Consider the following 24,770-nt stretch of genomic DNA (forward strand, 5'->3'; position numbering starts at 1 on the left):
TTCTACGCAAGGCGATCATGTGCCTACAGTCAGTCATGGCATACCCCTCCGGGGAGAACCCGGACGACGAACTGACCGCTCTCCTCAGTCCACACGGGATTCCGCCATCTCTCTTCACCACCGACGCGGTCCAGGCCGGCCCCGAGACCGCCCGGGCGGCGGCGGACGCGCTGCTGCAGGTCTGGCCCGAGGTGGACCGTGACATCGCCCTCGTCAGCGAGCTGCGAGCCGCCACGGACGCGCTGCGCCGGCACGCCGGGGACGCGATCTGGCAGGGCGGCGAGCTGCACCAGGTCGTGTTCCGGGCGGGCAACAGCCTGACGCCGCAGGGACTGCCGCTCGCCGCCCTCGCCTACTGGGAGAGTCTGTTGCCGGACGCGATCGACCGTCTCGGTCCCGAGCATCCCGACACCCTGAAGGTGCGGAACAACCTCGCCTGGGCCCGGCACCGCACCGGGGACAGCGAACGCGCGCTCGCGGACATGCGCGACCTGGAAACCGTGTGGCGGCGGGTGGCCGGGCCCGACCATCTGAACTCGCTGGCGAGCCGGCACGGCATCGCGGAGTTCTCGGCCGCGACCGGCGACCTCGATGAAGCCGTCGCTGTCCTGCGGGATCTGATCGCCGACTACGAACGGGTCGTCGGCCCGATGGAGCGGGACACCCTGAACACCCGCCTGCTGCTCGCCTCCCTGCTCGGCGAGACCGAGTCGCCGGGCGTCGCGGTGGACCGGCTCCGCGCCCTCCTCGACGACTGCGCGGGCCACCTCGGACCCGACGAGCCGCTGACGCTGGACGTGGAGTTCAAGCTCGCCGGCTGGCTGATGGACGTGGACCGGCTCGACGAGGCCCGGACCCGGATCGAGGAACTCGCCGTTCGCTCCGGCCGGGTGCACGGCGCGGAGCACGTCGAGACGTTGCGCCTCCGTTACTACGCCGCCGACCTGCGTGGAAGTCAGGACGAGATGCGGGCGCTGCTCGATGACGTGCAACGACTGCTCGACCAGGGCCGGACCGAGGTGGAGGAGATCCGGGACTGGATCGAGCCGGACGAGGATCTGCCGGCGGCGAGCTGACCGGCTGTCGGCGGGCCCGAACGAGCAGGAACGTGGGAACATGCCGGGCGTGGAACAGGAACCCGGCCCGCAGCTCCGCGTCCAGTGTCTCGTGGTCGGCACCACCGGGCCGTCTCGCCTGGCCGACTTCTGGCAGGCCGCGCTCGGTTGGCGGCGCACCTTCGAGCGCCACGACGAGGTGGTGCTCGAGCCGCCGGCCGGCAGTCCCGAGGACGGGGTCGTGCCGGATCTGCTGTTCGTGCGCGTGCCCGAGGAGAAGGCCGGCCGGAACCGCCTGCACCTCGATCTGCGTCCCGGCGATCAGGCCGCCGAGGTCGCCCGCCTCGAAGGGCTCGGCGCTCGCCGCACCGACGTGGGTCAGGGGCCGGACGTCAGCTGGGTGGTGATGGCCGATCCGGACGGCAACGAGTTCTGCGTTCTCGTCCCGCACCCGGCATTCGACTTCAAGACCTACGAGCGACGGGTACGCGAAGGGCCCTGCTTCGTCTGCGCGATTCTGGACGGGCATCCCGACTACCGCCATCACCTGGTCTTTGAGGATGACGACACCATCGCGTTTCTGGCCATGAGCCCGACGCTGCTCGGGTATTGCCTGGTCGCGCCAAAGCGGCACGTCGAGAGCTGGGTGGACGAGATGGAGCCGGCGGAGTTCGCCCGCTTCCAGACCGTCGTGCACCGGGTCGCCCGGGCGGTCGCGGCAGTGGTGCCGACCGAACGGATGTACTCGATGAGCATGGGCTCTCAGCAGGGCAACGCCCACCTGCACTGGCACCTGGCCCCGCTGCCGCCGGGCGTCCCCTACGAGAAGCAGCAGTTCCACGCCGTCATGCACGAGAACGGCGTCATCGACGTCACCGAGGAGGGCCAGGCCGCCCTGGCCCGGGAGATCCGCGGACGGCTAGGCACCGTCGACGGCCTGCTGCCAGGCGGCCAGCACGGCGGGGTCGCCGGTCAGGACGGCCGCGTTGTCCCGGCGCCAGAGGGCCAGTAGCAGGTCGGAGGCGGTGCCGGTCAGGGTGGCGTCGGACGGCCCGGCACCGCGGGAGTAGGCGCCGTCGGTCGATCTCAGCGCCAGCGTGTGCTCCGGCGCGGATCGGCCGAGAAACGGCAGCAGATGGGGCAACGCCGACTCGAACAGCTCGTCGATGAGCGCGGCCGCCTGCTCCGCGGCGATCGGCTGCGCCGACCCGCGAGCGTTCTGCGCATCCCATCGGTGGATGGTCAGGTCGTGGGCCTGCCGCGCGCACCACGCGCCGGCCCGCTGTTGCACGCAAACAGTCCACATCGGAGTGGCCGGATCGGTCGAGTCGATCGCGGTCAGCAGGTGCTCGAGACTCACCAGGTACCACTCGGCGAGCGTCATGCCGGGGTCGGGCGTGAGCGAATAGGGCATCCGCGGCGAGGGCGCGGCGTCCTGGATCAGGTCGGCTGCCCAGTGATGAAAGCTGCCGACGTGCGCCGTCAGGTCGGCGACCGTCCAGCCGGGGCAGCTCGGCACCGGGGCACTCGGGTCACCCGCCAGCGCGGCGGCCAGTGCCCGCCCCTCGGCGGCGAGCCAGGAGCGGTAGATCTGGTGCGTCGGCTGCATGCCGCAGACCCTGCCACAGTCGCCACCCGCAGAGGGCGATGATGCCGACGAGGATCAGCAGCACCGGCAGGCGCCACCACCGGGTCAGGTCCGGCGCGGGGGCGGAGAGCGGCGGGCTGACCCAGGGCCGGGCGGTCTTGGACCAGGCCACGAACGTGTCGCCGATCGGCAGAGCGCCGCCGGCATAGCGCCGCGTTCGCAGGGTGTCGATCGGCACGCCGGCCACGTCGGCGGCGTTCGCCAGCGACGAGGCCAGCCGGGTGTCGCCCTGCACCCGGGCCGCGCCCATCGTCACCGCCGTCGCGGAGAGGCTGACGCCCAGCACGAGAGGGCCCGAGTCGACGTCGCCGGCCCCCGAGACGCCCGACGGGAACTCCCGGATCGCCGGGCCCCACGGCCGGAACCGCTCGCGGAAGACCAGCCACTGCTGCGCCGCGAAGGCCGGGTCGATGTCCACGAGGAAGCGCTGGATCATGCTCTGCGAGGTGCCGCGCGCCACCTCGATCGGCGCGCCGGTGCCCACGTCGGAGCGATGCGGCAGCAGCCCGGTCGACGGGTCGAGACGCTGCCAGGTGTCGGTGAGCCACCGCGCGACGGTCGCCGCATAGCGCGGCGGGAAGAGCTTGTCGTGCAGGCGCAGCGAGGCGATCGCGACGGTCGAGTCGACCGGCCAGGACTGACCCGGGTACGCGGCCAGAAAGGGCGACGAACCGGCGGAGAAAGCCGCGGCGATGTCGGCCGAGTCCGCCTGGAAGCGGGCCGCGTCCGCCGGCGACGGTGAAAGCGACAGCACGCCACCACGCAGCCAATTCGTCCAGCCGCGATAGAAGACGCCGTAGGCCGGGGTCAGCGACGCGTCGAACGGCGCCCGACCGGCCGGCGTGTCCACGGCGGCCAGCGCCCACCGAGCCTCGCGCAGTTCGTCGCCGCGCTCCGCGGGTGGCGAAGACAGGCCCAGGTCGACCTGGGTGAGGCCGTAGAGCACGTACGAGAAGAAGTAGCCCTCGGGGAACAGCGCCTGGGCGTCCTCCGCCGAGCCCGATTCGAGCGCGGACCGCAGGAACGCGAGCTGACGGCGTACCGCAGCAGGGTCGTCGGCGGGACCGACCAGCCGGACCGCCGCGATCAGCGCGCCCAGCCCGATGGCCAGGGCGAGAATCGCCCGCAGAAGCCGCACGCGCAGAGCGTAGACACCGTGCGCAATGCGGGCAGCGGGCGCTACCAGGTCGTCAGCAGCAGATGGTTGACGAGCAGTGCGGTGCCGGCCTGGGCGATGAGCCAGCCGCGACGGCTCTCCTCGGGGAGGAGGGCCGCCGCGGCCGGCAGCCACACCGCGAACGGCAGCCAGATCCGCTCGGTCTCGGCCTTGCTGAGCCCGGAGAGATCGGCCGCGACGATCGCGGCGAGGGCGGCGAGCACGACCAGGTTGGTGCGCGGCGCGCGGATCGCGCGCCGCAGCATGGGCGCGACCGCCGGGCCCGCGCAGAGGGTCAGGGCCGCGAGGTTCGCCCAAACCCAATAGGGGTACGGCCGCAGCGCCGCGAGCCCGTCGTGATAGCGGATCTGGACGAGTTGATAGCCGTCCCACCACCAGAATCCGGCCGCCGCGAACGCGACCACCACCGCCACCGCGCCGAGCAGCGCGAAGGGGAACGTGCGACGGCGGACCGCCACCAGCGCGAGTGGCGCCAGCAGGATCAGGCCGTAGGACAGGAAGATGCCGAAGCCCAGCACGAGGCCGCCGGCCAGCGCGGCCCGGCGGCTGCCGAGGGCGACCAGCGCGATGCCGGTGGCGGTCACCCCGGCGAAGAGGCCGTCGGCGGAAACGCCCATCCAGACCGCGCCCGGGAACAGCACGACGAACGGCAGCGCGGCGCGGGCGGCCGCCTCGTCCTGCAAAGCTCGCAACGTCACCGGCACGGCGACCGCGATCAGGCCGCCGCCGAGCACGCAGACGAGCGCGGCCCAGGCTCCCCCGCCCAGGCCGATCCGGTCCAACGCGACGAAGACCAGCAGCGCGCCGGGCGGGTGGCCGGCCACATGCGTGGTCCAGCCCTGGACGATGCCGTCGGTGAAACTCCCCAGTGACGTCCACCTGTCTACATCGGACAGATATTCGAACTCGGTGGTCAGGCGGCCGGCGAAGCCGCGTTGCCAGCCGTCGACGAGGGCCAGGGCGAGAATCCAGGCCACCGCGGCGGCATAGCCCGCGGCCAGCAGGCGGCGCCACGGCAGCACCTCGGCCAGGGCGATGCCGTGCCACGCGAGGAGGATCGCGATCGCCACCGCGGCCGGGGTGCCGGGGCCGACGTGCGGGAGCCAGTGCGCGAAGAGCGGGGCCGAGCTGGCGCGTACCGGTCGGCCTGCCAGATAGAGCAACCCGCCGGTGACCGCGGCCGCGGCGACCAGCGCGACCGCTCCCCCGGCCGCCGCCAGATCGCGCCGCCGGCCTTTCTGATCGGTCCGGGACTCGAGGCCAACGGTCATCCGCGCAGCGGGGCGGTGGCGAACTCACGGACGCCGGTCTCCAGGCCCACGGTGGCGCGGAAGCCGAGCTCGGCGGTGGCGCGCGCGGGCGAGGCGACCACGTGCCGCACGTCGCCGAGCCGGAACTCGCCGGTCACGATCGGGGCGGGGGCGGCCATCGCGGTGGTCAGGGCCGTCGCCATCTCCCCCACGGTGGTGATCCGGCCCGAGGCCACGTTGTACGCCCGGAAGCCCGCCGCCCCCGCCTCGGCCGCCGCGACGTTGGCCCGAGCCACGTCCGCCACGTGCACGAAATCGCGTTGTTGCCGGCCGTCCTCGAACACCCGCGGCGACCGGCCGGCCTCGCACGCGGACCGGAAGATCGCTGCCACCCCGCTGTACGGCGTGTCCCGCGGCATGCCCGGACCGTAGACGTTGTGGTAGCGCAGCGCCGCCACCGATCCGCCGAGCTGCCGGGCCCACGCCGCGCTCAGGTGCTCCTGGGCGAGCTTCGTGGCGGCGTAGACACTGCGCGGATCGAGCATCGCCTCCTCGTCCACCAGCGCGGGGATGAGCGGCCGGCGGCAGATCGGGCACGGCGGTTCGAAGCGTCCCTCGGCCAGCTCGCCGGCCGGGCGGGCGGCGGGACGCACCGGGCCGTGGTCGGCGCAGCGGTAGGCGCCCTCGCCGTAGACCACCATCGAGCTGGCCAGCACCAGGCGGCGCACCCCGGCGCGGGCCATCGCGGACAGCAGGACGGCGGTGCCGAGGTCGTTGCACGACACGTAGTCCGGGAGGTCGTCCAGGTCGACGCCGAGCCCGACCATGGCGGCCTGATGCGCCACCACGTCGACACCGCGCAGCGCCGCCTCGACCGCCACCGGGTCACGCACGTCCGCCCTGAGCACCGGCACGCCGCGGACCTCGCCGGGCGGCGGCGAGCGATGCGCGGCGGGGTGGCCCAGGTCGAGCACGGACACGTCGTGGCCCGCGTCGAGCAGGGCGGCCGTCACGTGGGAGCCGATGAAGCCGGCGCCGCCGGTCACGAGAATGTGGGTCACGCCGCCGACCGTAGGCCGGTCGGCCGGACTTGGCGACCGATTCCGGGCGGCCGTCAGACTTCCGTAAGGACCCGCGCGGATGTCCGTGTTCTGTAAGGGTTTCCAGCCGGGCGGCGGGCTTAGGTTTCGGGGATGACCGATGTGGTGTTGCCCTGCCTGGACGAGGCGCCGGCGCTGCCGTGGCTGCTCGCCCGGATGCCGGACGGATACCGGCCGATCGTGGCCGACAACGGATCCACCGACGGATCACCGGAGGTCGCCCGGGCCCTCGGCGCCCGCGTGGTGCACGTGGCCCAGCCCGGCTACGGCGCCGCGGTGCACGCCGGGCTGCTCGCCGCCGATCCGGCCGACGGCGTGGTGTGCGTGATGGACGCGGACGGCTCGTTCGACCCGGCGCAGCTGCCGCTGGTCGCCGACCCGGTGCGCGCCGGGCGGGCCGACCTCGCGGTGGGCCGCCGCCGGCCGGTGAGCCGGGACGCCTGGCCGCTGCACGCACGCCTCGGCAACGCGCTGCTGGCCCGGCGGATCCGCCGCACGACCGGCCTGCCGGTGCACGACATCGCGCCGATGCGCGCCGCCCGCCGCGATGCCCTGCTGGCGCTCGACCTGCGGGACCGGCGCTTCGGATACCCGCTGGAGCTGCTGGTCGCGGCCGGCCGCGCGGGCTTGCGGGTGACCGAGGTCGACGTGCGATATGCGCCCCGAGCGGCCGGCACTCACTCCAAGGTGACCGGCTCGGTGCGCGGCACGGCCCGCGCGATCCGCGACATGGCGGGGGTGCTGGCCCGATGAGGACCCACCTGCTGGTGCTGGCCAAGACGCCGGTGCCGGGCCGGGTGAAGACCCGGCTCTGTCCACCGTGCACGCCCGAGGAGGCGGCGCGGATCGCGGCCGCCGCGCTGGCCGACACGCTCGACGCGGTCGGCGCCACGCTCGCCGCCGGTCGCACCCTGGTGGTGGACGGCGACCACCCGGCGCCGCGCGGCTGGAACCGTCTGCCACAGCGGGGATCCGGACTGCCTTCGCGATTGGCCAACGCCTTTCTGTCCGCGCGGATGCCGGCCCTGCTGGTCGGCATGGACACTCCGCAGCTCACCCCGGCGATGCTGGGCGAGGCCACGGACCTGCTGGCGGGCGCCGACGCGGTGTTCGGGCCGGCTTTCGACGGTGGGTGGTGGGCGCTGGGGCTGCGCGACACGACGCACGCCGAGGTGTTGCGGGACATTCCGACGTCGACCGCCGACACCGGGGCGTTGACGCTGGCCGCGCTGCGCTCGCGCGGTCTGCGGGTCGCTCTGCTGCCGACCTTGCAGGATGTGGACACCGCCGCCGACGCGGTCGAGGTGGCCGAGCTGTGCGCGCCGGCCAGCCGGTTCGCGGCGGCCGTCCCGATGCTGGTCCGTGGGTGATCGGCGTGCTCTCTGTGTTCGACCGCACGCTGGCCGGCGCCGCCGTCGGCGGGTCCGGCGTGCTGACGCTCTCCGGCGACCTGGGAGGTCCGGTGCGCATGGATGCCGCGAACTGGTGCCGGCGTCGCCTGCCGGGCGACGCCGGGCTGCTGAAGCGCTGCGCCGGGCCGGCGCTGGACGTCGGATGCGGGCCCGGGCGGCTGACCGCCGCGCTGCTGCGCCGGGGGGTGCCGGCGCTGGGCGTCGACATCAGCGCCACCGCGGTGCGGCTGGCCCGGCGGCGCGGTGCGATCGCGCTGCGCCGCGACGTTTTCGACCAGACGCCCGGCGAGGGGCGGTGGCGTCACCTGCTGCTGGCCGACGGGAACATCGGCATCGGTGGTGACCCGGCGCGGCTGCTGACCCGATGCGGTGAGCTGATCGCCGCGGCCGGCGAGATCCACGTGGAGCTGCAACCGCCGGGTGTCGTCGGCTGGGCCGGCGAGGCCACGCTCAGCGACGGCGACGAGGCCGGGACGTTGCGGTGGGCGGTGGTGGCGGTCGACGACGTGGCCGCGCCGGCCGCTCGGGCCGGCCTGCGGGTGCTGGAGACCTGGACGGAGGCCGGGCGATGGTTCGCCACCCTGAGCCGGTAGGACACGATGCCGGCGACTCTTCGCCCGCACCCGTCGAGCCGAAGGTGCGGCGGGCGGTGGCCTGGTTGATGGACCCGCCGGAGACCGTCCGGCGCGGGCCGTTCCGCGAGGGCGCGTTCACGTCGGAGGTGCGGTCGACGCGGCTGACCAGCCAGGTCGGGCTGGCGCTGGCCGTCGCGTTCACCATCTGCTTCCTCACCGGCCTGCTCAGCCACCTGATCCAGCACCCGCCGGGGTGGTTCTGGTGGCCGTCGCGCCCGGCCGATCTCTACCGCGTGACGCAGGGCCTGCACGTGGCCACCGGCCTGGCGTCGGTCCCGCTGCTCGGGGTCAAGCTGTGGTCGGTCTATCCCAAGCTGTTCTCCTGGCCGCCGTTCCCCGGGCCGGCCCTGGCGATCGAGCGCCTGGGCATCGCGGCGCTGGTCGGCGGCTCGCTGTTTCAGCTGGTCAGCGGCGTGCTGAACCTGGCCCGCTGGTATGGCCCGATGCCGTTCTTCTTCACCGCGGCGCACTACTGGGTGGCGTGGCTGACGATCGGCGGGTTGCTCGCCCACGTCGGGGTCAAGCTGCCGATCGTGCGCGACGCGCTGAGCCGCCGGCCGCCGACCGGCACCGCCGCTTCCTCTGAGGAAGCAGAGCCCCTCTGCTCCCCCGCAGGAAGCACGACGGCCGAACCCCCCGCTTCCTCAGAGGAAGCAGAGCCTCTCTGCGCCCCGAGAGGCAGCGCGGCGATCAGCCGGCGTGGGCTGCTGGGTGCGACCGCCCTCGCAGCCGGCGTGATCACCGTCACGACCGTAGGGCAGACCGTCGCACCCCTGGCGCCGATCTCGCTGCTCGCGCCGCGCCGCCCGAGCGAAGGCCCGCAGCGCCTCCCGGTGAACAAGACCGCGGCCGGCGCGGGCGTGCGGGACGCCGCCCTCGACCCCGGCTATCGCCTGACCGTGGCCGGGCCGGCCGGCGAGACGACCCTCTCCCTCGCCGATCTGCAGGCGATGCCCCAGCACACGGTGGTGCTGCCGATCGCCTGCGTCGAAGGCTGGAGCGCCACCGGCACGTGGACCGGCGTCCGGCTGCGTGACCTGGCCGCATTGGTCGCCGCCGACCCGGAGAGCGCCGAGATCGAGTCACTGCAGCAGGGTGGCCGCTACCGGATCTCGACGGTGGCCCGGCCGCATCTCCGGGACGACTGGACCCTGATCGCGCTCGGCCTCAACGGCGGACCGCTGCATCCGGATCACGGCTATCCCGCCCGGCTCATCGCCCCCAACCGGCCGGGTGTCCTGCAGACCAAGTGGGTCGCCCGGATCACGATCGAGGACGGCGGCCCGGCCGGAACCGGCCGGCAGCGGGATCGGTAAGGGAATGGTTAGACGCCGGCGGCCGCGACGTGGGTAGCGTGGCGGGATGGGACACCGGGTGCTGGTCGTCGACGACGACCCGACCGTGAGCGACGTGGTGCGGCGTTACCTCGAGCAGGACGGCTGCGAGGTGCGCCTGGCCGCCGACGGTCCCGCCGCGCTCGCCGCCGCCGACGCGGATCCGCCCGACCTGGTGGTGCTCGACCGGATGCTCGGCGCGGTGGACGGCTTCGAGGTGTGCCGGCGGCTGCGCGCCCGGCGGCCCGACCTGCCGGTGGTGATGCTGACCGCGCTCGGCGACGAGGCCGACCGGGTGGCCGGGCTGGAGATCGGCGCGGACGACTACGTGACCAAGCCGTTCTCGCCGCGCGAGCTGGTGCTACGGGTGCGCAGCGTGCTGCGGCGAGCCGCGCCCGCCCAGGAGGCCGTGCTGCACGACGGCGATCTGGTCGCGGACACCGGTCGCCGCACCGCCGAGCTGGGCGGCCGTGAGCTGGGCCTGACCGTGCGCGAGTTCGACCTGCTCGAGTTCCTGCTGCGGCACCCGGGCCGGGCCTGGTCCCGGGCGCAGCTGCTGGAACAGGTGTGGGGCTGGCAGTTCGGCGACGAGTCGACGGTGACCGTGCACGTGCGGCGGCTGCGGGAGAAGATCGAGACCGATCCGGCGACACCGCGGCGGTTGCGCACCGTGTGGGGCGTGGGTTACCGCTACGAGCCGGAGCCCGCCGATGCGTGACATGCTGCTGATCGGCCTCTATTCGCTGATCGCGGGCGCCGTCGTGGGCCTGGCCGGCGCAGTCCTGCTGCGCCTGCTGCGCGGCCGGTCGATCGCCGTGCACATCGTCGCGCTGCTGACGATCACCGTCGGCGCCGTGGTCGCGGGTGTCGCCGCGGTGGCTCAGGCGATGTTCCTCTCCCCGCACGACCTGCAGGTGGTGCTGGTGACGGTGTCCGCGGCCGCGCTGGTCAGCCTGGCGCTGGGCGCGACCTTCGGCGCGCGTCTCGCCCGGGCCGCGACCTGGGCGGCCAACGCGGAGGCGGGGCGGCGCGAGCTGATTGCCTGGGTCTCGCACGATCTGCGTACGCCGATGGCCGGCCTGCGCGCGATGGCCGAGGCGCTGGAGGACGGCGTGGTGTCCGACCCGGCGCACGTGGTCGACTTCCACCACCGCATCAAGGACCAGGTCGATCAGATGAGCACCCTGGTCGACGACCTGTTCGAGCTGTCCCGGATCAACGCCGGCGCGCTGCGGCTGGCTCCGGCCACCATTCCGCTGGCGGACATCGTGTCGGACGCGATCGCCACCACCGCGCCGCTGGCCGCGAGCCGGCGGATCCGGGTGCTCGCCGACGAGTCGGGCTGGCCCGAGGTCACCGCGAGCGAGCCGGAGCTGGCCCGCGTGGTGTCGAACCTGCTGGTCAACTCGGTGCGCTACACGCCGGAGTGGGGCACGGTGTGGGTGTCGGCCGGCCGCGACCGCGGCGACGTGTGGCTGGCCGTGGCGGACACCTGCGGCGGCATTCCGGAGGCCGACCTGGGCCGGGTGTTCGAGGTGGCCTTCCGCGGCTCGTCGGCGCGCAGCCCGGGCGCCGGTGGGCTGGGCCTGGCGATCGTGCGCGGCCTGATGGAGGCACAGGGCGGCAACGTCCGGGTACGCAACGTGGCCGGCGGCTGCCGGTTCGAGATCCGCCTGCCCGCGCCCGCCTGACGATTCCTTAAGCTCGTCTTAGGGATCTCCGCGCGAGGCTGCGACCTTGGGTGGCGCACCGATACGCTCTGCCCACATCAGAGCCCGGCTGCCCGGCCGCGCGATGCTTCCGGTCGGCCGAGAAAGCGATAACTTTATGCTGCCGAGGGCACACGCCCCCGCCCATGCTTCCCGCCATCGGCGGTCAGGGCGTCGTGCCCAGGTGCTGGCGATCGCCGGGGCGGGCGCCGCGGTCGTGCTCACCGCCTCGTTGCTGCCGATGGTCGCGGGAGCTCATCCGGTCGCCGCGCCTGATCTGGTCGCCGCGCCGGAGATCCCGCAGCTTGAACCCAGCGCGCCGGTGATCGGGCCACCGGCTTCCTCGGCCCCTGCGGCCAAAGCGGAGAAAAAGGCCGCCCCGAATCCGAAGTCCACGACGACCAGGCCCAAGACCAAGACCGTCGCCGAGTCCGGCTGGAAGGTGGTCTGGTCGGACGAGTTCAACGGCGGCTCGATCGACCGCTCCAAGTGGAACCTGCGCAACGGCGAGGGCCGCAGCATCGACAAGGGCTGCAACGTGAGCAGCCCGAAGAACACCTTCGTGACCGGCGGCCGGCTCACCCTGCGGGCGCTGCGCGAGACCGCGACCTGCAGCTCCCAGACGCGGCAATTCACCCAGTCATATCTGGACACCATCGGCAAGCACTCGTGGACCTACGGCCGGTTCGAGATGCGCGCCAAGTCGCCCAACAGGCCGGGCACGTCGAAGGGCCTGTGGCCGGCCTTCTGGCTGCGGCCGGAGGACAACGGCAACGGCGAGATCGACGTGACCGAGCTGCCCGGCGGCGCGGGCTGGCACGACAAATCCACCGCCGCGATCTTCCTCGACTACTCCCCGGTCAAGCAGGACACCCGGATCCCGATGCCGGCCGGCGGCTATCCCGGCGACGGCTTCCACACCTATGCGACCGAGTGGACCAATGACTCGCTGACCTGGTACATCGACGGCGTGCGGGTGTGGTCGCGGGACCGCGCCACCACCTCGTTCTTCGACAAGGTCTTCCACAAGCCGTACAACATCCGGCTCAACTTCCAGGTCGGCGGCTGGCTCGGCGACCCGGACGCGAGCACCGCCTTCCCGGCCGACTTCGTCGTCGACTACGTGCGCGTCTACCAGCGCTGAAGTGACCCGGCAGGGTCCCGGTCCGCACCACCGGGGCCCTGTCGTTACTTCTTCCGGGTGACCTACCCTCTAGCAGGTGATCCCCCGCCAGCGCACGCCGTCGTCCGCTGAGCCCGACTTCCCCGGCGGCGACCCGCGCTCGCGCCAGGACGGCATCGGGTGGGTCACCCGGGCCGTTTTCCCCGACCCCGAGCTGCGGCTCACGGTCGGTGGCGACCAGACCTCCCCCCTGCGGTACGCGGTGGTGCCGTCGCTGGCCGACGCCCGATTCCTGCTCCCTCTCGCCTCGCGCCGGGTGACCGCGGCGTCGGTGCTGGCCTACAACGCGCTGCGCCCGCCCAGGGTGCGCGCCTCCCGGGCGGTGATCGGCGGCCTGGCCCGGCTGGGCCTGCTCGGCGTCACCCGGGCGCCGGTGCTGACCGTCGAGGGCGGCCCGCTGCTGTGGGAACACCTGGCCGGTCTGCTCGGCGTCGACCGGCTGCACGCCGCGATCGGCATCCGCCCGCCCGACCCGCACCACAAGCCGACCCTGCAGCTCTTCGACGACGCCGGCCGCCCGCGCGGGTACGCCAAGATCGGCTGGAACGACGGCACCCGCGCGATGGTCCGCAGTGAGGCCGCCACGCTGGCCGCGCTGCCGCCGCCGGAGGGCGATTTCCCGGCCGCGCCGCGGCTGCTGGTGCACACCCGATGGCAGGGCCGCGAGGTCGCGGTGATCGAGCCGATGCCGCGCGGGGTGCGGCGCATCCACCGGCCCGCGACGCCTCGGACGGCGGCCATGCTGGCGGTCGCGCGGCCGGGCGAGCCGCGGCCGGTCGACGGGTCGCCGCTGGTGGCGAGCTGGCGGCGACGTGCCTCCGGGGGCGCGATGGCCGCCGCCGAAACGGATCCGGCGCTGCCCACTGTGGACGCTGCGATCGACGCGCTGGTCGCCCGGGACGGCGGTGTCACGTGCGCGTTCGGCGAGTGGCACGGCGACTGGGTGCCGTGGAACATGGCGCGGCACCGCGGCGGGCTGCTGGTCTGGGATTGGGAAAATCACGGCAGCGACGTGCCGGTCGGCTTCGACCTCGCGCACCAGGCTTTCCAGATGGCGCTGTCCACGCATCGCCGGCCGGCCGCCGAGTGCGCGGTCGCGGTGGACGAGGCGTTGCGGCGGCATGGCCAGGCGCTCGGACTGGACGGTCCGCGGCAGCGGTTCGTCGCGGACGCCTATCTGATCGAGTTATGGCTGCGCACCTACGAGTTGTCGCACGGCGGCGCCGGCTGGAACCCGAAGCTGCACCCGGCCCTGCTGCACGTGCTGGCCGAGCGGTTGCGGCTCAGCGTGCCCAGTCCAGGGTGAGACCCAGCCGCTCGGCGAGCGCCGCGTTGTGCGGGCGATAGAAGTCGGTGAGCTCGGCGCGCACCGCGGGATCCATGCCCTGGCTCGGGCGGTCGTTGAACACGTCGTAGCTGGGCAGGTCGTGCGGCGGCAGGCCGATGTGCTCGAGCACCCGGGCATAGGTCTGCGCCGGGGAGCGATAGAACACCTCGCTGGGCACGAAGAGCAGCTGGGCCGGGTCGAAGCGATCCAGCCACGGCTCGAGGTGGTCCAGATAGCAGCCGCGTTCGCGGTAGGCGTACCAGTCGTAGGCGGTGCTGAAATACCACGGATCCACGATCATCTTGGACCGCTCGCCCGCGGTCCGGGACGGCTCGGCCGCCAGCGCCGCCGCGAAGTCGAGCGGTTCCACGCCCTCGCCCCGGCGTTCCTTCCAGTGCGAATAGGCCCGCTCGACCGGATCGCGCAGCAGCACCACGAGACGGACCCGGGGCATCACCGCCGCCACCCGTTCCGCGGCGAGCGGATGGAACATGTAGAGCGGCGCCGCCTCGCCCGCCTTGGGCGGTGCGCCGTGCCGGCGTTCCAGGACGGTCCGATGGCGGGCGGTCGGGAAGTGCGAGCGATACCACGCCTCGCCGCGCCCGTAGTTCTCCTCGAAGTAGTGCGAGGTCTTGGTGTTCCACGCCGGGAAGAGCCGCGGCACGAGCGGATGCTGGATCAGGTAGCGCCAGAGCGACGTGGTGCCGCCGCGTTTGGTGCCGATCACCAGGAAGTCGGGCAGCGGGCGCTGGTCGCTGGTGCGCTCGCCGTAGCGGACCAGCATCCGCCGCAGCCCCTCGCGCGCCCGCTGCGGCGCGACGCCCTTGATGGTGTCCTTCACGGTCACCTGATCCCCCTTCGCAGGCGGGCGCGGACCCGGCCGTCCAGCAGCGACAACAGCATTCCGGCCAGCAGCACCGCGAGGGCGATCGCGAGGCCGGGCAGGCCACGCCCGCCGAGCGGCAGGGCGATCGCGGCGGCCAGACCGGCGGCGGCGGTGACACCGGCGGCGGCGAGCAGCAGCGGCCGGGCGACCAGTGACTCGCCCAGCGCGCGCCGGGCCAGCACGGCGGCCATCGCGTTCTCCCACACGATGCCGAGCGACCAGGCGATCGCCGCGCCGAGCGCGCCCAGCCGCGGGATCAGCACGAGGCAGGCGAGCACGTTCAGGGCCAGGCCGCAGGCGGTGGCGAGCAGGTGCCCGCGACTGTTGCCGCTCATCAGCAGCACGGTCTGCACCAGCCCGACGCCGACGTTCACCAGCATCGCCACCGCCAGCACGGCGAGCGGCGCGCTCCCGGCGGCGAACTCCGGCCCGAACAGCGCGAGAAAGGCCGGAGCGAAGATCGCGAGCATCAGGTACGCCGGCCAGGACAGCGCCACGATGGCCAGCGTGGTGCGGCGATAGACCTGCGCCGCCTCGGCTCGTCGCGACTCGCTCAGCAACCGCGACAGCTGCGGCGCGATCGCCACCCGCAGGCCCTGCATGACGAGCAGCCCGGCCAGCGCATAGCGCCCGGCCGCGGCGAACACCCCGGCCTCCGCCTGGGTGGCCAGCGCGCCGGTGAGCAGCACGCCGACCCACATGCTGCTCGCGTCGATCGCCACCGAGCCGGCCCGGGGCAGCGCGAACGACCAGAACGACCGCCACCCGTCCGGTCGCGCCGGCCGGGGCGCGAGGGCCGCCGCGATCAGCAGCGCCACCGCCATCGGCAGCAGCCAGGCGCCGAAGCCGAGCAGCAGCCCGCCGCCGGCCAGGATCAGCAGCACCGGCCGCAGCACCGGAACGAACACCATCTGCACGGCGACATAGGCGCCCACCGGCCGGGTCGCGCGCACCGCGGCGAGCAGCACGGTGGCCGCCACGAGCACCGGCAGCCCGGCGAACGCCAGCCGCAGCAGCCCGGTTTCCGGCAGGGACAGCGCCCGGGTCAGCGGGTCGGCGACCGCCGGCCCGGCCAGGGCCAGCATCGCGGCCAGCGCGGTGGCGGGCACCAGGGCGACCGACACGAGACGGCCCGCGTCGGCGGCCGGCCGGCGCGGGATCGCCCACATCAGGCCGGTGTCCGCGCCCAGGCAGCACACCGCCCCGGCGATCGTGACCAGGCCGATCACGGTGAAGAGCGCACCCGCGCCCTCCGCGCCGTACCCCCGGGTGAGGACCGCGGTGAGCACGAAGCCGGACAGGCCGCTGACGGCCGCGCCGACCAACCCGATCGCGCCGTTGCGCGTGCCGCGCCGTGCCTCGGTGAGGGCGGCGGTCATCCCGTGCCCCGACCGGCCGGAGCCGCGTCGGCGAGGCCGGGATCGAGCAGCCCGCCGCGGTTGACCGGGCCGTCCACCGCGGCCAGGCCCAGGCCGATGCCGCAGAACAGCACCGACATGATCGGGCTGAGGAACGAGTAGAACGGCGTCACCACCACCGCGATCACGGGCAGCGCGCTGAGCCACAGCCCGGATCCGGAGACGGCCGCGGACATCCGCCGGGCGATCACCGCGAAGACCAGATAGAAGCAGATCGCGGCCGAGATGCCGTGGCTGTAGAGCAGTTGCCAGACCATGCCCTGGGTGCCCAGCGGCTCGGCGGCGAAGGTGGTGTCCACCATGTTGGGCTGGCCGAAGCCGAGCAGCGGCGAACTCATCACCGCGTGCCAGGTCTGCAGATAGAGATCGAGCCGGTCACGGGTCGAGGCGGTGGTCGAGGTGCGCTGGGTGATCAGGTCGTAGACCGGCACGAACAGCGTGATGATCCAGCCGGTCAGCACGATCAGCGCGATCGGCAGCAGCAGCCGCACCCGGCCGCGCGAGATCTCCCGGCCGAGCAGATAGAGCACGCCGGCGCCGAGGCCGATGAACATGCCCCGGTTCAGCGTCAGATAGGCCGGCACGAACGACAGCGGCAGCGAGACCAGCAGCACGACCAGCATCCAGCGCCGCCGCACCTGCGTGAGGCAGGCCAGCACGAACGGCACCAGGAAGCAGTACGCGGTGCCCCAGTTGTTCGTATAGGGGAACGGAGCCGCCGGCCGGTAGATCGGGTTGGCGCTGAGCTTGTTGAACTCGGTCGCCTCGAGCTGGGTGATGTCGGTGATGTAGCGCTCGTGCGCGATGGTGTCCGGCAGCACCATCTGGAACGGGCTGGGCATGCTGAACTTCGGGAAGAACACGCCGAACCAGCCGAACGCCACCATGCACAGCCAGTAGACCAGCAGCGGGTTGACGATCCGCGCCCACGGCGTGCCCTCGCGGGCCAGGTTGTAGACGTAGAGCCCGACCAGATAGGCCGTGACCAGGTGGCCGAACCGCAGGCCGAAGAGCCAGACCGAGGTCCAGTGCTCGAGCCGGATGGCGCTCACCGCGATGATGCCGAGGAAGATCAGCCACAGCATGGTGCCGGCCGGGCGCAGCACCCGGCCGCGGGTGGTGAGCAGCACGAAGAGCACGACGCCGAAGACCGGCCAGATCATGTAGAACACGCCGAGCGACCACCAGAGCGGCATCAGCGTGAACATCGCGACCAGCGGCCACACCGGCAGCTGAGGCACGCGGACCCGCCAGGCGCTCTGGTCGAGGACGCCCTCCTCGACCTCGGCGACGGCGCGCGCCTTCACCGGGGCGGAGCCGCGCCGGGTCACGACGTCAGACACCACGGCCCCGCTTCTGCGCCATGCGCAGCACGCGTTCGCCGGAGATCAGCCCGAGGATCACCAGCGCGATGACCGGGATCCTCTTCTCCCGCGGGTTGAGCCGGACGACCGCGGCCAGCTCGCGGATCGCCTCCGTGCGGCGGTTGCCGGAGGCCAGCGCGAAGGCGATCTGCCCCCGGATGCGGGCCAGGCCGGTGCGGCTGCGGGCCAGTTCGGGGTGCTTGGCGAGCAGGTAGCGCTGGGCGTCGACGATGGTCGCCCACCGTCCGAAGTAGAACGATCCGCCGTGCCAGTCGACCACCACCAGCGCCTCGCGGCAGATCACCACGTCGGTGTGCCGGGCCAGGCGCAGCAGCCACTCGTAGTCCTCGCTGTAGCCGCCCGGGATGTCCTCGTCCACCGGGCCCGCCGCGGCGATCAGGTCGCGCCGGACCAGCAGCGTGCTGGAGTGCACCTCCATCACCCGGTCGGCGAGGAACTCGTCGAAGGTGACCCGGTCGCGGTCCAGCACCCGCTCGCGGTCGATGCCCGGACCGCGCAGCCGCAGCCCGCAACTGACCGCCCCGACCGCCGGATCGGCGAGCAGTTCGACCTGCCGGGTCAGCTTCGCCGGCAGCCACAGGTCGTCGTCGTCGCAGAAGGCCACCAGGTCGCCGGACGCGGCGTCGATGCCGCTGTTGCGCCCGCCGGGCAGGCCGGGCCGGTGGATGTTGGACAGGAACCGCAGCTTGCGGCCCGGACCGGACGGCACCTCGAACTCGCGGAGGTCCACCTGGTCGAAGACGACCAGGCACTCCACCTCGCCGGCGTAGTCCTGCGCCAGGATGCTCGCCACCGCCCGCTCGAGCAGGCCGGGCCGGTCCTTCGTCGCGACGACGACCGAGATGGCGGGCGGATTATGCACCTCGGCCACCGGTCAGCACGAACCCGACCGTCTTCGCGCCGGCCGCCCGGAGGCGGTCCACCAGCCTGGTCAGTTCGTGGTTGCGGGTGCGGTCGCGGGCGACGACCAGCACGGCCACGCCGCTCTGCGCCGCGCGTACGCCGCGCTCGTCGGTGTCCGAGGGCGGCGCGTCGATGACCACCACGCCGGACTGCGGCTCCTCGCCGAGCGTGCACAGCCGCACCTCGCCGCCGCCGATCAGCACCCCGAGCGCATCGATGTCGACGTCCGCCGGGAACGGCTTGGCGACCGGCTTGGCCGGTGTGAGCACCGGGGCGTTGCCGCTCCCGGGTTCCATCACCATCGTCGCCTCGGGGTCGTCGCGCTGTCCCGGCGAGGTGCGCAACGGCAACCGGGTCACGCCGGGCAGCGGCGAGCCGTTGCGGCGGGCGTCCGGGGGCGGCGGCGGGTCGGTCAGCGTGATGGTGCGCTGGCGCGGCGGCGTGCGCTTCTGCGCGGCGAACAGGACCCGCTTCAGCTCCTCGTGGCTCTCCGGCGGCGCGGCCAGCCAGACGTCGCCGCCGGCCTCGGCGAGCGCCACCGCGAGGTTGCCGCTGACCGTCGTGCGGCCCTCGCCATCGCGGCCGGAGAGCACCACCAGCGGCTGGTCCGGGTGCCGGTCGATCCACTTCAGCAGGGCCAGCGACACATATCGCGCGTCCGCGGCGGCGGCCTCCTCGGTCTGCCGGCCGGCCGAGCGCACCACGCCGAGCGCGGGCACCCCGACCAGGTCGGCGGCCTGCTCGACGGACCGCACCCGGCGATCCAGGGCCTCGCGGCCGTGCGCCGCGATGGTGCCGAGCAGCGCGCCGCCGAACAGCGCGCCGAGCACATAGAGCAACCAGGCGTCCTTGCTGGACGGCACGGGCGCCCGGGCGGCCGCGGTGACCGCGCCCGGGTTGAGGTCGGCCGAGGCGATCTTGGCGCGCTGGTTGGCGACCTCGGCGATCTGGTTGTTCAGGGCGCTGACCTGGTCCAGCATCGCCTGGGTGCGCGCGGTGGTGCCGTTGGCGCTGCCGGCCTTGCCGGGCAACCCCTTCGCCGCCTTCTCGCGCTGCTCGGTGACCTGCTTCATGGAGTTGTCGTAGGACAGCAGCAGTGCCTGCCGCTGCTGCTGATAGATCCCCTGGCGGACGCGCAGATAGCCCTGCGCCGCGGTGTTGGCGCCGAGCACGGCGCGGTCCTCGGTGGTGTCGGAGTATTCGAACCGCAGCACGGCGCCGCCGGTGGGCACCTCGACGGTCAGCGCGTCCCGCACGTCCTCGGCGTCCCGGCCGAGCGTGCTGGCGGTCGCGTCGACCACCTCGTTGCCGGTCGCCACGCCGGTCTCGGCGGTCATGTTGATGGCGCGGTCGGCGCCGCCGGCCGGCAGGGTGAACGGATCGGTCACCACCGGGCGCAGCACGACCACGCTGGTGGCAGTGTACGTCGCCGGGAGGAACAGCAGGTAGGCCAGGACTCCGGCGAGCACGATCGCGGTGGTGGCCAGCACGATGCGCCAGCGTCTCTGCGGGATCCGTACGACGTCCGCGAAGCCGACGACCCGCTGCCGGTTCGCGGCGACGGAATCAGTGACATCCATGCGGTAACTCCAGGGGGGCTTGTGCGGGCGGGGCGCCCGGACCGCTTCGATGCGGCCCGGACGCCCGCCTGACTGCTATGAAGTGGCGAAGAACAGCGTGGGGCTGCTCCACACCGGCGGGTTGGACGCGGCGGCCAGCGTGCTCGCGGTCGAGCCGACGACCGCGGTGGTCGCGGCCGGGTTGAAGGCCACCGACTTGAGCGCGCCGGTGGTCGACCCGAACACGAGCTTGCCGTTGACCCACGCCATGCCGCGGACCGTGCTCCAGTCCACCCCGCTGGTCGGCAGCGTGAACTGGGTGCACCCGATCACCGAGCCGTCCGGCGTCAGGTAGCGGTAGTAAAGCGCGTTGCTGTTCGCCACGGTGTAGTACATCCGGCCACTGAGGTAGAACGATCCGGTCAACGTCGATGCGTTGAACCAAGAGTTGAAACCGCTGCTCACCCAGGGTGCGCCGGCCACACCGTTGGTGACGACCGCGACGTTCAGCGTGCCCGCCGCGTTCGCCCAGTAGACCTTGTTGTTCAGCGAGAAGCTGGACTTGGCGCCGTTCATCTGGCTCTGCGTGACGTTCTGCCACGCGCCCACCCCGGACGGGCCGAACGCGACCTTCTTGAACGCGGTCGTGCCGTTGCCGCGGTAGAGGAAGCCGGAGGCCGCCGCCGGGGCGTCCTGCGCGGCCAGGGCGCGGCCACCCGCGGTCGGGAAGTACGCCTGCCGGCCGTGGTACTCGTTGCCGACGCCGTCCGAGTCCTGACCGACGAAGACGCCGCTGGTGCCCTTCCAGATCTCCCAGACGATCGCGCCCCAGCTGGTGCCGCCGGGCGGCAGGTTGCTGCCCGCGGACCGGCCCGGGTTCCAGGACATCGGCAGGCCGTTGCCCGCGTCCAGCGCGCCGTAGCCGTAGCGGTCCACGCCGCCCGGGCCCTTCTCGTCCACCCCGTTGGCGTTGTTCAGCCAGCGGAAGTGACCACCGACGTAGATCACGCCGTCGGCCGCCTCGAGCGCGGTCACCGAGTCGCCGCCGGAGAAGTTCACCCAGGTGGCCGTGACCGCGCCGCGGTCGGCGGTCTCGAACCGGGCGATCGAGTCGCAGTACGCGTCGGCGCCGTTCGCGCGGCCGCCGTCCGCGGCGATCACGAAGTACTTGCCGTCGTCGGAGAAGTCCACGTCACGGGCATAGAACGGGAAGCTCGCGGAGCCACACGGCGGCACGTACTTCTCGGTGGTCCAGGAGGTCAGCGTCGGCGTGGTGGTCACGTCGATCACGGCGACCTGGTTGCGCGTCTGCCCGTTCACCTTGGTGAAGTTGCCGGTGGCCACCAGCGTCTTGGCGTCCGGCGACACGGCCAGCGCCCAGACCAGCTCGGACGAGTTCGGGTAGGGCCGGGCGACGCTCGCGTCCACCTGGAAGCCCGCGTCGATCGCGCCGGTGGTGGCGTTCAGCCGGGCCAGCAGCGAGTGCGCGGTGCCGTTCACCGAGTGGAACGCGCCCGCGATGTAGAGGTGGTTGCCCTTGACGATGGCCCGGCGCACCACACCGCCGTCCGCCCGGCCGACCCAGCCGCTGATCGTGTCGCCGCTGGTCGGATCGATCTCGACCAGGTTCTTGCGGGCCACCCCGTTCACCGTCACGAAGGCGCCGCCGACGATCAGCTTGCCGTCCGGGCTCACCGCGAGCGTCGACACCTGGTTGTCGAAGGTCGGCGTGAAGCCGGTCTTCAGCGCGCCGGTGTTGACGTCGTACGCCACCAGGTAGCTCGCCGCCGACCAGCCGGCGGCGCCGGCCGCCTTGATCCCGGTGAACGAGCCGCCGGCGTAGACCGTGTTACCGATCTGGGCGAACGCGCGGATGCTGCCGTTCTGCGCGTGCGGCGTGTTGTCCGCGGGATTGGCGTTCACGATCGTCGCGGCGGCGGCCGGCGGCACGTACACCGCGCTCGCCGGGACCGCGGCGGTCAGCGAGACCGCCAGACCCAGCACCGCGGCCGGCACGAGCAGCCGGGCTCGACGTGGAAAGGACACTTGCCCTCCTACAGAAAACGGGTGGTGGCTGGAAAGGACGAGAGTTCGAAGGGTGGCGCCACCGGGGTGGTGCGCACCGACCACGCGGCGGCGATCTCCAGGTCGGTGAAGGTGAGCTCGTCGGCTTCGCGGGCCACGACCAGCTCGCGGCCGTCCAGCTCGCGGGCCAGCGAGCCCTGGTGGTCGTCGATGTGCTCGCCGTGCGCGTGCCGCCGGGGCACGAAGACGGCGCGCCGGCCGGCCTGCATCGCGGACAGTGCCGAGCCGACGCCGGCGTGCGACACGATCACGTCGGCCTCGCGCAGCGCCTGGCGCATCTCGCCGAGCGGCACCTCGCGGCGGGCGCCGGCCGGCATCCGGTCGATCACCGTCTCGCCGACCTGCCAGAGCACGTCCAGGCCGGGCGGGATGATCTCGACCAGCCGATTGAGCAGCCGGGGGAACGTGTATCGCTGGTGTGTGCCGAGCGTGACGACGACCTTGCGGATCGGCTGCGGGAACGGCTCGGGCACCGCGTCGAACGTGTCGAAGATGGAGCCGCCGTAGAGCCACTCGCCGTCCGCCCAGGACGGGTACTGCGTGTAGAGCCGGGTGCGCGGGAGCTGGGCGGCGAGCCTGCCGGTGAGCGAGGGCCCCTCGGTGCGGGTCGCGCTCTCGATGTACGTGCACTCCACCCCGGCCGCGGTGGCCGGCACGAAGAAGGACATGGCCACACTGGCGCCGGTGCTGATCACGCGTTCGTAGCGGCTCGCGCGGAACATCCGCCGGGCCAGCAACATGTTGCGGATCGCGCCCTTGAGGTCACGGGTGGTGGCCGGCGGCACGTGCACGACGTCTTCGCCGTGCAGCAGGGACCGGCTCTGCGGGCTGTCGAAGGTGACCCAGCGACGGTCGGACACGCCGAGCCGCGGCACCAGATCGTGCAGTTCGGCCAGATGTCCGCCGGTGGAAGCGACCAGAAGCGTGGTCATGCCGCCGCTTCCACGACTTTGTACAGCGCTACCAAAACCTCGTCCCCATCCTGAGCGGCTGTCCCCCGCCGCCGATAAGCCCCCCGGCTTGTTAATAGGCCCCCTGGCCGCGCATCACGACCAACGCGGTACGCATGAGAATCACCAGGTCGACAGTGAGTGACCAGTTCTCCACATACCGCAGGTCGAGCCGGATCGAGTCCTCCCAAGACAGATCCGATCGACCGCTCACCTGCCACAGCCCGGTCATCCCGGGTTTCACCACCAGCCGCCGGCGCATGTCGTGGGGATATTGCTCCACTTCCGCGGGCAGCGGCGGCCGCGGCCCCACCAGCGACATCTGCCCCAGCAGCACGTTGACCAGCTGCGGGAGCTCGTCCAGCGAATGCCGCCGCAGCAGCCTGCCGGACCGGGTGATCCGGGGGTCCTCCCGGATCTTGAAGAGCACTCCGGCGAACTCGTTCCGCCCCTGCATCGCCTGCAGCCGTTGCTCGGCGTCGACGTGCATGGTGCGGAACTTGAACATCCGGAAAACCTCGCCGCCACGCCCGACCCGGGTCTGGCGGAAGAACACCGGGCCGCCGGTGTCTGCCTTGATCCAGATCGAAATGGCGAGCAACAGCGGCGCGGACATTATCAGAAGCAGGGCCGCGACCGACACGTCGAAGATGGACTTGATGAGCCGCCGGCCGCCGATCAGCCGGGGATGCTCGATGTGCATCATCGGCAGCCCGTCGACCGGGCGCACTGTGATGCGGTCGCCGGCCGTGTCCACCAGGGACGACGAGACGATCAGGTCGATGTCGTCGCGCTCCAGCTCCCAGGCGAGCCGGCGCAGGGCCGGGCCGTCCAGTTCAGGACAAGAGAGAACCATCACGGTGTCCGCCCCCGCGGCGGCGGCCGAGTTGGCCGCGGCGGCGAGCGCCCCGAAGACCGGGACGTCCACCACGCGGGAGGCTTCCTTGAGCTGGTTGGCCGGCACGCACGCGCCGATCACCTGCAGGCCGTGGTGGTAGTTGCGATGCAGCGAGCTGGTCATCTGGGCGACCGTGCCGGCGTGGCCGAGCACCAGCACGCGGTGCATGGCGCGGCCGTGGGAGCGCGCCCGGTGCAGGCGGCGGCGCAACAGGAAGCGGCCGATCAGGGACAGCGCGGTGGTCAGCACCAGCACGATCAGCAGGTAGCCGCGGGCCAGGTCGGCCTTGAAGACGTAGGACGCCAGGGCCATGCCCACGGTCAGCCGCACCCCGGAGCTCATCACGCGCTGGTATTCGTCGGTGCCGACGAAGAGCAGGCGGCGCTCATATGCGTGTGACAGCGCGAGCAGGCCCAGCCAGATCGGCGGGACGAGCGCGGAGAACAGCAGGTACCAGTTGGCGTAGTTGGCGCCCTGGAACCGGAGCCCGAAGGCGGCCAGCGTCGCGATCAGGGTCGCGCCGAAGTCCACCACGAGGAGCCGCTTGACGTAACGCGCCTCCCAGACCCAGCGGTCGGCGAGCCGGAGTCCGGTGGCGTCGCCGAGATCCCTGTCGGTGACGCCGTAGTACGAAGTCGTAGTCGGTATCGATCCGGTATCGGCGTCGTCCGCCGTCATGTCCGTCGTCGTCACGACGCCCCTACTTCCAGTGAGACCCCACGCCCACTAGGCATTTCTGTCAGGCGGTGAACATTAGAGGAGGCGCCCGGGATAACCGACCCGTGCGCACCAATCTTTACCGAGCCTCAACACTTGATTTCGTCGCCCAAATGTCCCTTGTGGACGGTCGAATCTT

Annotated in this window: 22 protein-coding genes; 10 read left to right on the top strand and 12 right to left on the bottom strand. The window is 72.6% G+C overall.

Annotated elements, in window-relative coordinates; translation table 11 throughout:
- Positions 1 to 35 precede the first annotated feature (35 nt).
- Together ACZ6TI_RS33945 and ACZ6TI_RS33950 are read left to right on the top strand one after the other, a co-directional pair.
- Positions 36 to 1,076: a tetratricopeptide repeat protein gene (locus ACZ6TI_RS33945; protein WP_465349294.1), complete on the top strand. Its 1,041-nt coding sequence runs from the start codon at positions 36 to 38 to the stop codon at positions 1,074 to 1,076.
- Positions 1,077 to 1,125: 49 nt separating this feature from the next.
- Positions 1,126 to 2,067 carry a VOC family protein gene (locus tag ACZ6TI_RS33950; RefSeq protein ID WP_465349295.1) on the top strand — a complete coding sequence of 314 codons (942 nt, stop codon included), beginning with the start codon at positions 1,126 to 1,128 and terminating at the stop codon, positions 2,065 to 2,067.
- Here ACZ6TI_RS33950 and ACZ6TI_RS33955 read toward each other — a convergent pair.
- From ACZ6TI_RS33955 to ACZ6TI_RS33970, 4 genes are read right to left on the bottom strand one after another with little or no spacing between them, the layout of a single operon-like run.
- Positions 1,975 to 2,664, bottom strand: coding sequence for a maleylpyruvate isomerase family mycothiol-dependent enzyme (locus tag ACZ6TI_RS33955; protein WP_465349296.1), 690 nt, complete (start codon positions 2,662 to 2,664; stop codon positions 1,975 to 1,977). The two genes, ACZ6TI_RS33950 and ACZ6TI_RS33955, sit on opposite strands and share 93 nt — an antisense overlap.
- Positions 2,588 to 3,841 (bottom strand): hypothetical protein, encoded by a 1,254-nt coding sequence (locus ACZ6TI_RS33960; protein WP_465349297.1) that lies wholly within the window; start codon positions 3,839 to 3,841, stop codon positions 2,588 to 2,590. Before ACZ6TI_RS33960 ends, ACZ6TI_RS33955 begins: the two co-directional genes overlap by 77 nt.
- Before the next feature lie 41 nt (positions 3,842 to 3,882).
- Entirely contained in the window at positions 3,883 to 5,151 is a 1,269-nt protein-coding gene (locus ACZ6TI_RS33965; RefSeq protein ID WP_465349298.1) for a hypothetical protein, read from the bottom strand.
- Positions 5,148 to 6,191 carry an NAD-dependent epimerase/dehydratase family protein gene (locus tag ACZ6TI_RS33970; protein WP_465349299.1) on the bottom strand — a complete coding sequence of 348 codons (1,044 nt, stop codon included), beginning with the start codon at positions 6,189 to 6,191 and terminating at the stop codon, positions 5,148 to 5,150. The genes ACZ6TI_RS33965 and ACZ6TI_RS33970 overlap by 4 nt, the downstream gene beginning before the upstream one ends.
- Positions 6,192 to 6,323: 132 nt before the next feature.
- On the opposite strand from ACZ6TI_RS33970, the gene ACZ6TI_RS33975 reads away from it, so the two are divergent.
- The 8 genes from ACZ6TI_RS33975 (at position 6,324) to ACZ6TI_RS34010 (ending at position 13,809) form a co-directional block, all read left to right on the top strand.
- A complete protein-coding gene (locus ACZ6TI_RS33975) occupies positions 6,324 to 6,983 on the top strand; it encodes a glycosyltransferase family 2 protein (RefSeq protein WP_465349300.1) in 660 nt (219 codons plus the stop codon).
- Positions 6,980 to 7,600 (top strand): TIGR04282 family arsenosugar biosynthesis glycosyltransferase, encoded by a 621-nt coding sequence (locus ACZ6TI_RS33980; protein ID WP_465349301.1) that lies wholly within the window; start codon positions 6,980 to 6,982, stop codon positions 7,598 to 7,600. The genes ACZ6TI_RS33975 and ACZ6TI_RS33980 overlap by 4 nt, the downstream gene beginning before the upstream one ends.
- Positions 7,601 to 7,605: 5 nt before the next feature.
- Complete coding sequence (locus tag ACZ6TI_RS33985; RefSeq protein WP_465349302.1) at positions 7,606 to 8,235, top strand: methyltransferase domain-containing protein; 630 nt, start codon at positions 7,606 to 7,608, stop codon at positions 8,233 to 8,235.
- Positions 8,236 to 8,291: 56 nt separating this feature from the next.
- A complete protein-coding gene (locus ACZ6TI_RS33990) occupies positions 8,292 to 9,593 on the top strand; it encodes a molybdopterin-dependent oxidoreductase (RefSeq protein ID WP_465349303.1) in 1,302 nt (433 codons plus the stop codon).
- Positions 9,594 to 9,639: 46 nt separating this feature from the next.
- Complete coding sequence (locus ACZ6TI_RS33995) at positions 9,640 to 10,329, top strand: response regulator transcription factor (protein ID WP_465349304.1); 690 nt, start codon at positions 9,640 to 9,642, stop codon at positions 10,327 to 10,329.
- A complete protein-coding gene (locus ACZ6TI_RS34000; RefSeq protein ID WP_465349305.1) occupies positions 10,322 to 11,302 on the top strand; it encodes a sensor histidine kinase in 981 nt (326 codons plus the stop codon). The genes ACZ6TI_RS33995 and ACZ6TI_RS34000 overlap by 8 nt, the downstream gene beginning before the upstream one ends.
- Positions 11,303 to 11,504: 202 nt before the next feature.
- Entirely contained in the window at positions 11,505 to 12,464 is a 960-nt protein-coding gene (locus ACZ6TI_RS34005) for a glycoside hydrolase family 16 protein (protein WP_465349306.1), read from the top strand.
- A 76-nt stretch (positions 12,465 to 12,540) separates the two neighbouring features.
- A complete protein-coding gene (locus ACZ6TI_RS34010) occupies positions 12,541 to 13,809 on the top strand; it encodes a hypothetical protein (protein WP_465349307.1) in 1,269 nt (422 codons plus the stop codon).
- On the opposite strand, the gene ACZ6TI_RS34015 is transcribed toward ACZ6TI_RS34010, so the two are convergent.
- From ACZ6TI_RS34015 to ACZ6TI_RS34050, 8 genes are all read right to left on the bottom strand, one after another.
- Entirely contained in the window at positions 13,787 to 14,614 is an 828-nt protein-coding gene (locus ACZ6TI_RS34015) for a sulfotransferase (protein ID WP_465349483.1), read from the bottom strand. The two genes, ACZ6TI_RS34010 and ACZ6TI_RS34015, sit on opposite strands and share 23 nt — an antisense overlap.
- A gap of 59 nt (positions 14,615 to 14,673) precedes the next feature.
- Positions 14,674 to 16,095 carry a lipopolysaccharide biosynthesis protein gene (locus ACZ6TI_RS34020; RefSeq protein ID WP_465349308.1) on the bottom strand — a complete coding sequence of 474 codons (1,422 nt, stop codon included), beginning with the start codon at positions 16,093 to 16,095 and terminating at the stop codon, positions 14,674 to 14,676.
- Positions 16,092 to 17,477, bottom strand: coding sequence for an O-antigen ligase family protein (locus ACZ6TI_RS34025; RefSeq protein WP_465349309.1), 1,386 nt, complete (start codon positions 17,475 to 17,477; stop codon positions 16,092 to 16,094). Before ACZ6TI_RS34025 ends, ACZ6TI_RS34020 begins: the two co-directional genes overlap by 4 nt.
- Positions 17,470 to 18,390: a glycosyltransferase family 2 protein gene (locus ACZ6TI_RS34030; protein WP_465349310.1), complete on the bottom strand. Its 921-nt coding sequence runs from the start codon at positions 18,388 to 18,390 to the stop codon at positions 17,470 to 17,472. The genes ACZ6TI_RS34025 and ACZ6TI_RS34030 overlap by 8 nt, the downstream gene beginning before the upstream one ends.
- Positions 18,374 to 20,002 (bottom strand): hypothetical protein, encoded by a 1,629-nt coding sequence (locus ACZ6TI_RS34035; protein ID WP_465349311.1) that lies wholly within the window; start codon positions 20,000 to 20,002, stop codon positions 18,374 to 18,376. Before ACZ6TI_RS34035 ends, ACZ6TI_RS34030 begins: the two co-directional genes overlap by 17 nt.
- 75 nt (positions 20,003 to 20,077) lie before the next feature.
- Positions 20,078 to 22,027 carry a delta-60 repeat domain-containing protein gene (locus ACZ6TI_RS34040; protein WP_465349312.1) on the bottom strand — a complete coding sequence of 650 codons (1,950 nt, stop codon included), beginning with the start codon at positions 22,025 to 22,027 and terminating at the stop codon, positions 20,078 to 20,080.
- An 8-nt stretch (positions 22,028 to 22,035) separates the two neighbouring features.
- Positions 22,036 to 22,998 (bottom strand): glycosyltransferase, encoded by a 963-nt coding sequence (locus ACZ6TI_RS34045; RefSeq protein ID WP_465349313.1) that lies wholly within the window; start codon positions 22,996 to 22,998, stop codon positions 22,036 to 22,038.
- Positions 22,999 to 23,089: 91 nt separating this feature from the next.
- The gene (locus ACZ6TI_RS34050) at positions 23,090 to 24,607 is read right to left on the bottom strand and encodes a sugar transferase (RefSeq protein WP_465349314.1); all 1,518 of its coding nucleotides are present in this window, start codon (positions 24,605 to 24,607) and stop codon (positions 23,090 to 23,092) included.
- Positions 24,608 to 24,770 lie beyond the last annotated feature (163 nt).

The sequence above is a fragment of the Actinoplanes sp. NPDC051388 genome, from assembly GCF_055586225.1.